The organism is Escherichia sp. MOD1-EC5990, assembly GCF_002965285.1.
Taxonomy (GTDB): Bacteria; Pseudomonadota; Gammaproteobacteria; order Enterobacterales; family Enterobacteriaceae; genus Escherichia; species Escherichia coli_F.
This window is the reverse complement of the sequence record NZ_PTRV01000011.1, coordinates 78,517-91,387: the sequence shown is the minus strand read 5'-3', so window position 1 is coordinate 91,387 and position 12,871 is coordinate 78,517. Positions and strand designations below refer to the sequence as shown.

Genomic DNA, 12,871 nt, shown 5'->3' with positions numbered 1-12,871 from the left:
TTTACGCCGCATCTGGCATTCAGTGCAAATGCCAGATGCGACGCTGGTGCGTCTTATCTGGCCTACTTTGTTGTAATCCATTGAAATAATGGGAATCGTAGGCCGGATAAGGCGTTTACGCCGCATCCGGCATTCAGTGCAAATGCCAGATGCGACGCTGACGCGTCTTATCTGGCCTACAGATGATTAGTCTTTATCTGCCGGACTTAAGGTCACAGAAGAGAGATAATTCAGCAGAGCAATATCGTTCTCGACACCCAGCTTCATCATCGCAGATTTCTTCTGGCTACTGATGGTTTTGATACTGCGGTTCAGCTTTTTAGCGATCTCGGTCACCAGGAAACCTTCCGCAAACAGGCGCAGAACTTCACTCTCTTTTGGCGAGAGACGCTTGTCACCATAACCGCCAGCACTGATTTTTTCTAACAGGCGAGAAACGCTTTCCGGGGTAAATTTCTTCCCTTTCTGCAGCGCGGCGAGAGCTTTCGGCAGATCGGTCGGTGCACCTTGTTTCAGCACGATCCCTTCGATATCCAGATCCAATACCGCACTAAGAATCGCCGGGTTGTTGTTCATGGTCAGAACGATGATCGACAGGCTTGGGAAATGGCGCTTGATGTACTTGATTAAGGTAATTCCATCGCCGTACTTATCGCCAGGCATGGAGAGATCGGTAATCAACACATGCGCATCCAGTTTCGGCAGGTTGTTGATCAGTGCTGTAGAGTCTTCAAATTCGCCGACAACATTCACCCACTCAATTTGCTCAAGTGATTTGCGAATACCGAACAAGACTATCGGATGGTCATCGGCAATAATTACGTTCATATTGTTCATGTAATAGGCTACCTTGCTACAGCAAGCTCTTGACATAACTGTCAATGTCGCTGATGTATTTTTCTATTCCTGGAACATCCTTCTCACGAATCAGATGTTCCAGCGTTTCACATAACTGCTTGCCGGGTACCAGATTTAGCATGGCAAATACGCCTTTAAGACGATGAGCCGTTTGGGCTAACGCAGCAAAGTCACTGGTTGCTGCTTCAGTATACAGCCTCTTAACATCATCCGGTACTGTGTCTACAAAGAGCGCATAATAGCCGCTGGCATGGAGTTGCGCATTTTCATCTCCGCCCAGAGGCGATTCTGTCACCTCTTCCTGCGCCAGTTGCACTTCAATTAATTGTAAGACCGCTTCCTGCATAGCGTTGCTCATATTGAAGTTGACGCACAATTGACCAGGCCCAATTTCCCGTACGCCAGACTCATCATCGCTTAAAAGCAAGCCAGAGGCAGTAAGATTAGACGGATTATCCGTTAAAAAGATATCATAATCTTGACTAATTAATCTTTCATCGGGTGTGATACAGGTTGCACCCCAATTTTCTAACTGGCGAGTGACAATATTCCGAATTTCTGCCGAAGTAACATCCACCATTATGCAGACATCATCCAGTAATCGTTCTTCTTCCTCTTCAACTTCCGGGTCAGCTGCGAGCATTTTGATATGCACAGAGTAGCGTGTACCAAGCCCATCCCGCGTTTTGATGTTTAAATGACCGCCCAGTTTACGTGCCAGTTGATCGCTCAGCCAGAATGCCAGCGGGTCCGCCTTGCCATAGCGATCGTTTTGGGTCTGGTTGATGAACGGGAAGTGCAAATTATCCATTTCATGAATGCTTACGCCTTCTCCGGTGTCCAGAATGCGGAACGTCAGGCGGTCTTCGGAGGACTCATCCTGATCAACCTCAAGGGTGATTTTTCCCAATTGCGTTGAGGTCACGGCATATTGCATCAGTAGTAGCAAAATACGTCGTAAGGCATCGCGATCGCCGCGGCGCATATCGTGTGCTTTCAAATGATTGTTAATCAGCAGTTGCAGACCTTTACGCTTGATGGCAGGCAATACTGAAGGCACAACTTCATCAATCAAATCCTGCACGGAGAACAGCTCCGTCTCACTTTTCCAGCTATCGTCCGCAAGCATATTCGCTAACTGTATTTCATCGACCAGCCGCACCAGCACATCTGCCTGATTCGCCAGTTGTTTGCCTTCCGGGGCGTTGAGTTTAGCCGCGCTCTCCGCCAGGGACTGTGCGGGTTCTTTCAGCGCATCGCCAATGTTTTTCATAAAGGTCATCCGCCCCTGCTGGTTTTTCTCATACAGACGCTGCGCCTGCTTGAGTTTCTTGTTTACCAGCACTTCGCGATCCTGATCGCGAATAATGAAAATTTGTGTGCGCGGCGCAACCTGGCTGCGGAACATGCGGATCTCATACAGCTCGTTATTGATCGTCGCCTGAATAATCCCCTGATGCTGTTCCGCCATGGTGGTGATGTTTTGCAGATTCAAATGCGGCAGCAAATGATCGGCAATTTTGTTACTTATGACTGTGCGGTTCGATTCCTGATCGTGAACCAGCAGGCCGAGCGGCAGCAGTGAGACTATCTCTTCATTAATTGCCCGTAAAATGCGCAATTCGTTATTGACCGCCGTGCTGGGGACGCTTTCTGTACTGCGGCTGGAGAAATGGCGGAATGTGGTATAGCCAAATAACGCCAGCGCCAGCAAACCGATGTTCAGCAGCAGTGGCAGCAGAATGTTTTGCAACGTATCCAGCAATAAGGTGCCATAAGGAACCTGCCAGACCAGGCGCATATCGGTAGAGTTGAGTGCCGAGGAGATTTCAATCTTCGTACTGTTAAAGTGGATACTGACGCTATCCGTCCCTTCTTTCTCATTTTCATTGTTTCCCGTTGCCGTCGCGTCTGGCTCAAGGCGGAAACTGTCCAGCGGCATACCCGGTGGGATCAAATCATTAATCGGCAGATCAAAAGCAACGACCGTTGCCAGATGTCCCGGCTGGTTGAACGTGGTACGCAAGGTAAAGTAATGACCGTTCTGCCAGGCCAGGCGGCGCAGGTTAGAAAAACTTTCGCGTTCATCGAGCGCGTTGGCCTGTTGCAACATCTCTGCGCGACGTGAATCAACAATGTCGCTGACGGTCGATTCTTTAAATCCGGAGGTGAGATCTTTGAGGGGTAGGGTCGAGATCAGTACCAGACTGTTATCCTGACCATTCAGGTAATACATCGACCACGGTATATTTTCTGCGCCCCATAACGTGTCCAGATAGGTGGACATCCGTTGAGTCATCTCAAGCGTTGAGTTGTCGTGAGAGCCAAAGATTAACGCTTCCGTTTTGCGGCGTGGTTTTTCCAGATAGTAGACATCCTGTTTCAGGCGCGTCTCTTGTAAACCTTCGCCGGAGGAGGGGGAAGTCGTCGCGGCAATGTTGTCGTAAATCTGCCAGGTCACATAACGCCAGGTATCGACGCGCTTTTGGATAGCGTGGGTAATGTCGACAATCTGGTAACTTTTATCTTTCAGCCAGGCGTTAACGGCGCTTTGTACCATTACACCCATCGTCACCAGTAACACAATGATCAACAGTAAAAAGAAGCGGGTAATGCTCCCCGGTAGGAGTGAAAAGCGGGTCGTGGCCGTTGTCTCTTTCTGACGCATTCGTGTTTATGACCTGTTAAAACTTCGCGAAGTGATAGGGCAGTATAAAGGGTACAGTGTGAAATTCCAGACTCTTACCTGATTGATGATTCTCTATTCTCCCGTGATATTTATCATCCTGCATTGGGGGAAATAGATGTACAAGCGCCATTTTGCTGTACAAATAACCGACAAAAAGCCTAACGAAATTAATTGCAAATAAACGAAGATTGCTGGAAATTATGCTGATGTTAATTATTTGTGAAATAGTTAACAAGCGTTATAGTTTTCCTGTGGTAGCACAGAATAATGAAAAGTGTGTAAAGAAGGGTAAAAAAAACCGGATGCGAGGCATCCGGTTGAAATAGGGGTAAACAGACATTCAGAAATGAATGACGGTAATAAATAAAGTTAATGATGATAGCGGGAGATATTCTAGTTGCGAGTGAAGGTTTTGTTTTGACATTCAGTGCTGTCAAATACTTAAGAATAAGTTATTGATTTTAACCTTGAATTATTATTGCTTGATGTTAGGTGCTTATTTCGCCATTCCGCAATAATCTTAAAAAGTTCCCTTGTATTTACATTCTGAAACATCTATAGCGATAAATGAAACATCTTAAAAGTTTTAGTATCATATTCGTGTTGGATTATTCTGCATTTTTGGGGAGAATGGACTTGCCGACTGATTAATGAGGGTTAATCAGTATGCAGTGGCATAAAAAAGCAAATAAAGGCATATAACAGAGGGTTAATAACATGAAAGTTAAAGTACTGTCCCTCCTGGTCCCAGCTCTGCTGGTAGCAGGCGCAGCAAACGCTGCTGAAGTTTACAACAAAGACGGCAACAAATTAGATCTGTACGGTAAAGTAGACGGCCTGCACTATTTCTCTGACAACAAGTCAGAAGACGGCGACCAGACCTATGTACGTCTTGGTTTCAAAGGCGAAACTCAGGTTACTGACCAGCTGACCGGTTACGGCCAGTGGGAATATCAGATCCAGGGCAATACCTCTGAAGACAACAAAGAAAACTCCTGGACCCGTGTGGCATTCGCAGGTCTGAAATTCCAGGATGTAGGTTCTTTCGACTACGGTCGTAACTACGGCGTTGTTTACGACGTAACTTCCTGGACCGACGTACTGCCAGAATTCGGTGGCGACACCTACGGTTCTGACAACTTCATGCAGCAGCGTGGTAACGGCTTCGCGACCTACCGTAACACCGACTTCTTCGGTCTGGTTGACGGTCTGAACTTTGCTGTTCAGTACCAGGGCAAAAACGGTAGCGTAAGCGGCGAAGGCATGACCAACAACGGTCGTAGCGCTCTGCGTCAGAACGGCGACGGTGTCGGTGGTTCTATCACTTATGATTACGAAGGCTTCGGTATCGGTGCTGCAGTTTCCAGCTCCAAACGTACTGATGATCAGAACAGCATTGCTTACATCGGTAACGGCGACCGTGCTGAAACCTACACTGGTGGTCTGAAATACGACGCTAACAACATCTACCTGGCTGCTCAGTACACCCAGACTTACAACGCAACTCGCGTAGGTACTAACAACTGGGGTTGGGCGAACAAAGCGCAGAACTTCGAAGTTGTTGCTCAGTACCAGTTCGACTTTGGTCTGCGTCCGTCCCTGGCTTACCTGCAGTCTAAAGGTAAAAACCTGGGTCGTGGCTACGACGATGAAGACCTGCTGAAATATGTTGATGTTGGTGCGACCTACTACTTCAACAAAAACATGTCCACCTACGTTGACTACAAAATCAACCTGCTGGACGACAACCAGTTCACTCGCGCTGCTGGCATCAACACCGATGACATCGTAGCTCTGGGTCTGGTTTACCAGTTCTAATCTCGATTGATATCGAACAAAGGGCCTGCGGGCCCTTTTTTCATTGTTTTCAGCGTACAAACTCAGTTTTTTGGTGTACTCTTGCGACCGTTCGCATGAGGATAATCACGTATGGAAATAAGCTTTACCCGCGTGGCACTGCTGGCTGCCGCGCTCTTCTTTGTTGGTTGCGATCAAAAACCACAACCCGCCAAAACCCACGCTATTGAAGTTACCGTTCTCGAAGGCAAAACCATGGGTACCTTCTGGCGTGCCAGCATTCCGGGCATTGACGCCAAACGCAGTGCCGAACTTAAAGAAAAGATTCAGACCCAGCTGGACGCTGACGATCAGCTGCTTTCGACCTATAAAAAAGATTCCGCGCTGATGCGCTTTAACGACTCGCAAAGTTTGTCGCCGTGGCCGGTAAGTGAAGCGATGGCCGATATCGTCACCACCTCGCTGCGCATTGGCGCAAGGACCGATGGTGCGATGGATATAACCGTCGGGCCGCTGGTGAATCTGTGGGGCTTTGGCCCGGAACAACAGCCGGTTCAAATTCCGAGCCAGGAACAAATTGATGCGATGAAAGCCAAAACCGGCTTACAGCACCTGACGGTCATTAATCAGTCGCATCAGCAATATCTGCAAAAAGACCTGCCGGATTTATATGTCGATCTCTCCACCGTCGGTGAAGGTTATGCGGCGGATCACCTGGCACGCTTGATGGAGCAGGAAGGGATTTCCCGCTATCTGGTGTCGGTGGGCGGCGCGCTGAACAGCCGTGGTATGAACGGTGAAGGCCAGCCGTGGCGGGTAGCGATTCAAAAACCAACTGATAAAGAAAACGCGGTTCAGGCCGTGGTGGATATCAACGGTCATGGCATTAGCACCTCTGGCAGCTACCGTAACTATTACGAACTGGACGGCAAACGTCTTTCCCATGTTATCGATCCGCAAACCGGGCGTCCCATCGAACACAATCTGGTATCCGTGACGGTGATTGCCCCGACGGCGCTGGAAGCCGATGCCTGGGATACTGGCTTAATGGTACTGGGGCCGGAGAAAGCCAAAGAGGTTGTTCGCCGGGAAGGGCTGGCGGTTTACATGATCACCAAAGAAGGCGATAGCTTTAAAACCTGGATGTCGCCGCAGTTTAAAAGCTTCCTGGTGAGCGAAAAAAATTAAAGCGCAAGATTGTTGGTTTTTGCGTGATGGTGACCGGGCAGACTAAAGGCTATCCTTAACCAGGGAGCTGATGATGAAAAACGCCACATGCTTAACTGACGATCAACGCTGGCAATCTGTCTTAGCCCGCGACCCGAACGCCGACGGCGAATTCGTTTTCGCCGTGCGCACCACGGGTATCTTTTGCCGTCCGTCTTGCCGAGCCAGACATGCCTTGCGGGAAAATGTCTCCTTCTACGCAAATGCCAGCGAGGCACTCGCCGCCGGATTTCGCCCCTGCAAACGTTGTCAGCCAGACAAAGCCAATCCCCGGCAACATCGCCTTGATAAAATTACCCACGCCTGCCGACTGCTGGAACAGGAAACTCCTGTAACGCTGGAAGCCTTAGCCGACCAGGTGGCGATGAGTCCGTTCCATCTGCATCGGTTGTTTAAAGCGACTACCGGAATGACGCCTAAAGCCTGGCAACAGGCCTGGCGCGCTCGCCGTTTGCGTGAATCGCTGGCGAAAGGGGAGAGCGTGACGACGTCTATTCTTAACGCCGGATTCCCCGACAGCAGCAGTTACTACCGCAAAGCTGACGAAACGCTGGGCATGACGGCTAAACAATTCCGTCATGGTGGCGAAAATCTGGCGGTGCGTTACGCGCTGGCTGATTGTGAGCTGGGCCGTTGCCTGGTGGCAGAAAGCGAGCGGGGGATTTGCGCGATATTGCTGGGCGATGATGACGCGACGCTAATCAGCGAGTTGCAGCAGATGTTTCCCGCTGCCGACAACGCGCCTGCCGATCTGACGTTTCAGCAACATGTGCGCGAGGTGATCACCAGTCTGAATCACCGCGACACACCGCTGACGTTACCGCTGGATATTCGCGGCACCGCTTTTCAGCAACAAGTCTGGCAGGCACTGCGCACGATACCTTGCGGTGAAACCGTCAGTTATCAGCAACTGGCAAACGCCATCGGCAAACCGAAAGCGGTACGTGCCGTTGCCAGCGCCTGTGCCGCTAACAAGCTAGCTATCGTAATACCCTGTCATCGGGTAGTCCGTGGTCATGGCACACTTTCCGGTTACCGCTGGGGCGTGTCGCGCAAAGCGCAACTGCTGCGCCGCGAATCTGAACATGAGGAGAGGTAATGTTGGATCTGTTTGCCGATGCTGAACCGTGGCAAGAGCCACTGGCGGCTGGTGCGGTGATTTTGCACCGTTTTGCTTTTAACGCTGCGGAGCAACTAATCCGCGATATTAATGACGTTGCCAGCCAGTCGCCGTTTCGCCAGATGGTCACCCCCGGGGGATATACCATGTCGGTGGCAATGACCAACTGTGGGCATCTGGGCTGGACGACCAATCGGCAAGGTTATCTCTATTCGCCCATTGATCCGCAAACAAATAAACCATGGCCCGCCATGCCGCAGAGTTTTCATAATTTATGTCAACGTGCGGCTACGGCGGCGGGCTATCCAGATTTCCAGCCAGATGCTTGCCTTATCAACCGCTACGCTCCTGGCGCGAAACTGTCGCTGCATCAGGATAAAGACGAACCGGATCTGCGCGCGCCGATTGTTTCTGTTTCTCTGGGCTTACCCGCGATTTTTCAATTTGGCGGCCTGAAACGAAATGATCCGCTAAAAAGATTGTTGTTGGAACATGGCGATGTGGTGGTATGGGGCGGTGAATCGCGGCTGTTTTATCACGGTATTCAACCGTTGAAAGCGGGCTTTCATCCACTCACCGCCGACTGCCGCTACAACCTGACATTCCGTCAGGCAGGTAAAAAAGAATAAAAATAAGAATTATTATTGCTGTACGCGCGAAGATGTTTAAACTGCGGGCTGTAATTCATTGTCCGGGTTTTTTGCATGGAACTTCTTGTACTTGTCTGGCGGCAGTATCGCTGGCCATTTATCAGTGTGATGGCGCTAAGCCTCGCCAGTGCGGCATTAGGCATTGGCTTAATTGCTTTTATCAATCAGCGCCTTATCGAAACGGCGGATACCAGTCTGCTGGTGTTGCCGGAGTTTCTCGGTTTATTGCTGCTGCTAATGGCGGTGACGCTAGGTTCGCAACTGGCGCTCACCACTCTGGGGCATCACTTCGTTTACCGACTGCGTAGCGAATTTATCAAGCGGATTCTCGATACTCACGTCGAGCGCATTGAACAACTTGGTAGCGCCTCGTTGTTGGCGGGGTTAACCAGCGATGTGCGCAATATCACCATTGCTTTTGTGCGTCTGCCGGAACTGGTGCAGGGGATCATTCTCACTATCGGTTCCGCGGCGTATTTGTGGATGCTATCGGGCAAAATGTTGCTGGTAACGGCTATCTGGATGGCAGTCACCATCTGGGGTGGTTTTATACTGGTGGCGCGGGTGTACAAACATATGGCGACCCTGCGTGAAACCGAAGATAAGCTGTACACGGACTTTCAAACCGTACTCGAAGGGCGCAAAGAGCTGACTCTGAACCGTGAACGCGCCGAGTATGTGTTTAACAACCTCTACATTCCTGATGCGCAAGAGTATCGCCATCATATTATCCGCGCAGACACCTTCCATCTTAGTGCTGTGAACTGGTCAAACATCATGATGCTGGGCGCAATCGGTCTGGTGTTCTGGATGGCGAACAGTCTCGGTTGGGCTGATACCAACGTTGCCGCGACCTATTCGTTGACGCTGTTATTCCTGCGTACGCCGCTGCTTTCGGCGGTTGGCGCATTACCGACGCTGCTGACGGCGCAGGTGGCGTTTAACAAGCTGAATAAATTCGCGCTCGCACCTTTCAAAGCTGAGTTTCCGCGTCCGCAGACGTTTCCCAACTGGCAAAGGCTGGAGCTGCGCAATGTTACGTTTGCTTATCAGGATAACGCGTTTTCCGTTGGGCCGATTAACCTCACCATTAAACGTGGCGAACTGCTGTTTCTGATTGGCGGCAACGGTAGCGGAAAATCGACACTGGCCATGTTGCTGACGGGCTTGTATCAACCACAAAGCGGCGAAATTTTGCTGGATGGCAAACCTGTCAGCGGCGAAAAACCGGAAGATTATCGCAAACTGTTTTCGGCAGTGTTTACCGATGTCTGGTTGTTTGATCAACTGCTGGGGCCGGAGGGGAAACCTGCTAACCCGCAACTGGTTGAGAAGTGGCTGGCGCAGCTGAAAATGGCTCATAAGCTTGAGTTAAGCAACGGGCGTATTGTTAACCTGAAGTTATCAAAAGGGCAGAAAAAACGCGTCGCGCTGTTGCTGGCGCTGGCAGAAGAACGCGATATTATCCTGTTGGATGAATGGGCGGCGGATCAGGACCCACACTTCCGTCGTGAGTTTTATCAGGTGCTGCTGCCGCTGATGCAGGAGATGGGTAAAACGATTTTCGCCATCAGTCATGATGATCATTACTTTATTCACGCTGACCGCCTGCTGGAAATGCGCAACGGGCTACTTAGCGAGCTGACAGGCGAAGAGCGCGATGCTGCTTCGCGTGATGCCGTTGCCCGGACGGCATAATATTTCGACGCTGACCTGGCGGACTGCTGCCGCCAGGTCAATATTCTAAAAAAACCTTCGTTTCTAATAACCCTATAATTAATCAACGAAATTATAATGTTTCTAAAATTAGAATATAATTTATAAACATTATTTAAATGTTGTTAGTTAAGTGTTACCGTTGATGCCGCGCAAATCTCACCTGCAATAAAGCGACTAAAAGTAAGGCATTAACAAGATGAAAAAAGTGACTGCCATGCTCTTCTCGATGGCCGTGGGGCTTAATGCCGTTTCGATGACGGCAAAAGCGAAAGCGTCCGAGGAGCAGGAAACTGATGTACTGTTGATTGGCGGCGGCATTATGAGCGCCACGTTGGGGACCTATTTACGCGAGCTGGAGCCTGAATGGTCGATGACCATGGTGGAGCGCCTGGAGGGTGTCGCGCAGGAGAGTTCGAACGGCTGGAACAACGCCGGAACCGGGCATTCTGCACTGATGGAACTCAATTACACCCCGCAAAACGCCGATGGCAGCATCAGTATTGAAAAAGCAGTCGCCATTAACGAAGCATTTCAGATTTCCCGCCAGTTCTGGGCGCACCAGGTCGAGCGCGGTGTGCTGCGTACTCCGCGTTCATTTATCAATACCGTTCCGCATATGAGCTTTGTCTGGGGCGAGGATAACGTTAATTTCCTGCGCGCCCGTTACGCCGCGTTGCAACAAAGCTCGCTGTTTCGCGGTATGCGTTACTCTGAAGATCACGCGCAGATCAAAGAGTGGGCACCGTTAGTGATGGAAGGGCGCGATCCGCAACAGAAAGTAGCAGCAACACGCACAGAAATTGGCACTGATGTGAACTATGGCGAGATCACCCGCCAGTTGATCGCCTCCTTACAGAAGAAATCTAACTTCTCGCTGCAACTCAGCAGCGAAGTCCGCGCCCTAAAGCGTAATGACGATAACAGCTGGACCGTCACCGTTGCCGATCTGAAAAACGGCACTGCACAGAACATCCGCGCCAAATTTGTCTTTATCGGCGCGGGTGGTGCGGCGCTGAAACTGTTACAGGAATCGGGGATTCCGGAGGCGAAAGACTACGCCGGTTTCCCGGTGGGCGGACAGTTCCTTGTTTCGGAAAACCCGGACGTGGTTAATCACCATCTGGCGAAGGTTTACGGTAAAGCCTCCGTTGGCGCACCACCGATGTCGGTTCCGCATATCGATACCCGTGTTCTGGACGGTAAACGCGTCGTGCTGTTTGGGCCATTTGCCACCTTCTCAACCAAATTCCTCAAAAACGGTTCATTGTGGGATCTGATGAGTTCCACCACCACCTCAAACGTGATGCCGATGATGCACGTTGGGCTGGATAATTTCGATCTGGTGAAATATCTGGTGAGTCAGGTGATGTTGAGTGAAGAGGATCGTTTTGAAGCGTTGAAAGAGTACTATCCGCAGGCGAAAAAAGAGGACTGGCGTTTGTGGCAAGCGGGGCAGCGCGTGCAGATTATCAAGCGTGATGCCGAGAAAGGTGGCGTACTGCGTCTGGGTACCGAAGTGGTCAGTGACCAGCAAGGGACCATTGCCGCGTTGTTGGGGGCATCGCCAGGGGCGTCAACCGCCGCGCCGATTATGTTGAATCTGCTGGAAAAAGTATTTGGCGATCGCGTTTCAAGCCCACAATGGCAGGCCACGCTGAAAGCGATTGTTCCGTCTTATGGACGCAAGCTGAATGGTGATGTGGCGGCAACCGAACGCGAGTTGCAGTACACCAGCGAAGTGCTGGGGCTGAAATACGACAAGCCGCAGGCAGCAGATAATACGCCGAAACCGCAGTTGAAACCGCAACCCGTTCATAAAGAAGTGGCGGATATTGCGTTGTAATGATGTGCCACATCCGGCATGTTATGCCGGATGTGGCGTATGCTGATAAGACGCGCCAGCGTCGCATCAGTCAACCGGCTTGGGCGTTAGATGTCGGATGCGGCGTGACCGCCTTATCCGACCTACGGGGTGGAGCACTTCACGGCAGTTTAGAGGACTACCGCGTTGTCAATTTTCTCTTCCGCCTTCCAGATGCGGTATTTCACATCTACATTGTCTGGCGTATACACCACGATCGGCAGCTTGCTGTTGTAACGCAGCATTCCAGCATCGCCCAGATACGCGGTGACAAATTTCTTCTCTTTCTTGCCATCCGGGCAGGCCATCATCGTGGAAACCGGCGAGCTAACTTTATCAAAGACGTAATAATCATAGCCCCAGCCTTCCAGCGTTTTGCTTTCCAGCTTCCCGCCGAGACGATGCAAATTGCAATCGACTTCCAGCGTCTGACCGATTAACAGTTCTACTTTCAGGGTAGATTCATCTTCTTGCGGGGTTAACTGAATCACCTGACGCTTCATGCCTTTTTCAGCTTGCGGATAAGGCGCGATTTTTTCCAGTGGCTGGACGCTCTCTGCCGCCCAGGCGGAAGTGGTAGCGAAAGCGGCAAACAATACTGCAGGTAGAATGGTCTTCATTGTTGTATTCCCTTCGTCATTTATAGGTTTTCACCGATGATGTCGCTGAAGGTTAACATATTCATCAGATTTATTAATTTGCTTTATGAATAACTTAAAGAACATTCAGACAATTTTACCTGCTCTTTTAGTGTTAAATTCTGACGAGAGAACAAACCAGTAGAAATATCTCTGGTGAATTAATCGCTATATAAATGTGTTTATAACCATTTGAAATGTGAGCAAAAGCCCGTTTTTGCCACGCTTCCCGCCACTCTTTTGATCCTGCTACAGGTTTTACCTCGATCGGGGTATGCATCTTTGACACATCCTTTAATATCTTAGCGGCTA

At 50.2% G+C, this 12,871-nt stretch carries 10 protein-coding genes; 6 read left to right on the top strand and 4 right to left on the bottom strand.

The annotated features are described in order from the left end of the window. Positions 1 to 186: 186 nt before the first annotated feature. Positions 187 to 837 carry a response regulator transcription factor RcsB gene (rcsB, locus tag BEB42_RS14785; RefSeq protein ID WP_001061917.1) on the bottom strand — a complete coding sequence of 217 codons (651 nt, stop codon included), beginning with the start codon at positions 835 to 837 and terminating at the stop codon, positions 187 to 189. A 16-nt stretch (positions 838 to 853) separates the two neighbouring features. After that, on the bottom strand, positions 854 to 3,526 hold the full coding sequence (rcsD, locus tag BEB42_RS14780; protein ID WP_001249100.1) for a phosphotransferase RcsD: 2,673 nt from the start codon (positions 3,524 to 3,526) through the stop codon (positions 854 to 856). A 738-nt stretch (positions 3,527 to 4,264) separates the two neighbouring features. Here rcsD and ompC point away from each other — a divergent pair. The 6 genes from ompC (at position 4,265) to mqo (ending at position 11,903) form a co-directional block, all read left to right on the top strand. Further along, positions 4,265 to 5,365, top strand: coding sequence for a porin OmpC (gene ompC / locus BEB42_RS14765; RefSeq protein ID WP_000865605.1), 1,101 nt, complete (start codon positions 4,265 to 4,267; stop codon positions 5,363 to 5,365). A gap of 111 nt (positions 5,366 to 5,476) precedes the next feature. Continuing rightward, positions 5,477 to 6,532, top strand: a complete 1,056-nt coding sequence (apbE, locus tag BEB42_RS14760) for an FAD:protein FMN transferase ApbE (protein WP_000406046.1) — start codon at positions 5,477 to 5,479, stop codon at positions 6,530 to 6,532. A 73-nt stretch (positions 6,533 to 6,605) separates the two neighbouring features. After that, entirely contained in the window at positions 6,606 to 7,670 is a 1,065-nt protein-coding gene (ada, locus tag BEB42_RS14755) for a bifunctional DNA-binding transcriptional regulator/O6-methylguanine-DNA methyltransferase Ada (protein WP_105267432.1), read from the top strand. Beyond that, the gene (gene alkB / locus BEB42_RS14750; RefSeq protein WP_000884932.1) at positions 7,670 to 8,320 is read left to right on the top strand and encodes a DNA oxidative demethylase AlkB; all 651 of its coding nucleotides are present in this window, start codon (positions 7,670 to 7,672) and stop codon (positions 8,318 to 8,320) included. The genes ada and alkB overlap by 1 nt, the downstream gene beginning before the upstream one ends. Before the next feature lie 75 nt (positions 8,321 to 8,395). Beyond that, on the top strand, positions 8,396 to 10,039 hold the full coding sequence (gene yojI / locus BEB42_RS14745; RefSeq protein WP_074496889.1) for a microcin J25 efflux ABC transporter YojI: 1,644 nt from the start codon (positions 8,396 to 8,398) through the stop codon (positions 10,037 to 10,039). Positions 10,040 to 10,256: 217 nt separating this feature from the next. Next, on the top strand, positions 10,257 to 11,903 hold the full coding sequence (mqo, locus tag BEB42_RS14740) for a malate dehydrogenase (quinone) (RefSeq protein ID WP_000758096.1): 1,647 nt from the start codon (positions 10,257 to 10,259) through the stop codon (positions 11,901 to 11,903). Between the two features lie 149 nt (positions 11,904 to 12,052). On the opposite strand, the gene eco is transcribed toward mqo, so the two are convergent. Both eco and BEB42_RS27035 read right to left on the bottom strand, forming a co-directional pair. Further along, the gene (gene eco / locus BEB42_RS14735) at positions 12,053 to 12,541 is read right to left on the bottom strand and encodes a serine protease inhibitor ecotin (RefSeq protein ID WP_000849211.1); all 489 of its coding nucleotides are present in this window, start codon (positions 12,539 to 12,541) and stop codon (positions 12,053 to 12,055) included. A 133-nt stretch (positions 12,542 to 12,674) separates the two neighbouring features. Beyond that, the gene (locus BEB42_RS27035; protein WP_032269211.1) at positions 12,675 to 12,839 is read right to left on the bottom strand and encodes a hypothetical protein; all 165 of its coding nucleotides are present in this window, start codon (positions 12,837 to 12,839) and stop codon (positions 12,675 to 12,677) included. Positions 12,840 to 12,871 lie beyond the last annotated feature (32 nt).

What these genes read in the sequence shown, in the direction of transcription:
- rcsB (WP_001061917.1), bottom strand. Translation starts at nt 837, where the DNA reads ATGAACAATATGAACGTAATTATTGCCGATGACCATCCGATAGTCTTG.
- rcsD (WP_001249100.1), bottom strand. Translation starts at nt 3,526, where the DNA reads ATGCGTCAGAAAGAGACAACGGCCACGACCCGCTTTTCACTCCTACCG.
- ompC (WP_000865605.1), top strand. Translation starts at nt 4,265, where the DNA reads ATGAAAGTTAAAGTACTGTCCCTCCTGGTCCCAGCTCTGCTGGTAGCA.
- apbE (WP_000406046.1), top strand. Translation starts at nt 5,477, where the DNA reads ATGGAAATAAGCTTTACCCGCGTGGCACTGCTGGCTGCCGCGCTCTTC.
- ada (WP_105267432.1), top strand. Translation starts at nt 6,606, where the DNA reads ATGAAAAACGCCACATGCTTAACTGACGATCAACGCTGGCAATCTGTC.
- alkB (WP_000884932.1), top strand. Translation starts at nt 7,670, where the DNA reads ATGTTGGATCTGTTTGCCGATGCTGAACCGTGGCAAGAGCCACTGGCG.
- yojI (WP_074496889.1), top strand. Translation starts at nt 8,396, where the DNA reads ATGGAACTTCTTGTACTTGTCTGGCGGCAGTATCGCTGGCCATTTATC.
- mqo (WP_000758096.1), top strand. Translation starts at nt 10,257, where the DNA reads ATGAAAAAAGTGACTGCCATGCTCTTCTCGATGGCCGTGGGGCTTAAT.
- eco (WP_000849211.1), bottom strand. Translation starts at nt 12,541, where the DNA reads ATGAAGACCATTCTACCTGCAGTATTGTTTGCCGCTTTCGCTACCACT.
- BEB42_RS27035 (WP_032269211.1), bottom strand. Translation starts at nt 12,839, where the DNA reads ATGCATACCCCGATCGAGGTAAAACCTGTAGCAGGATCAAAAGAGTGG.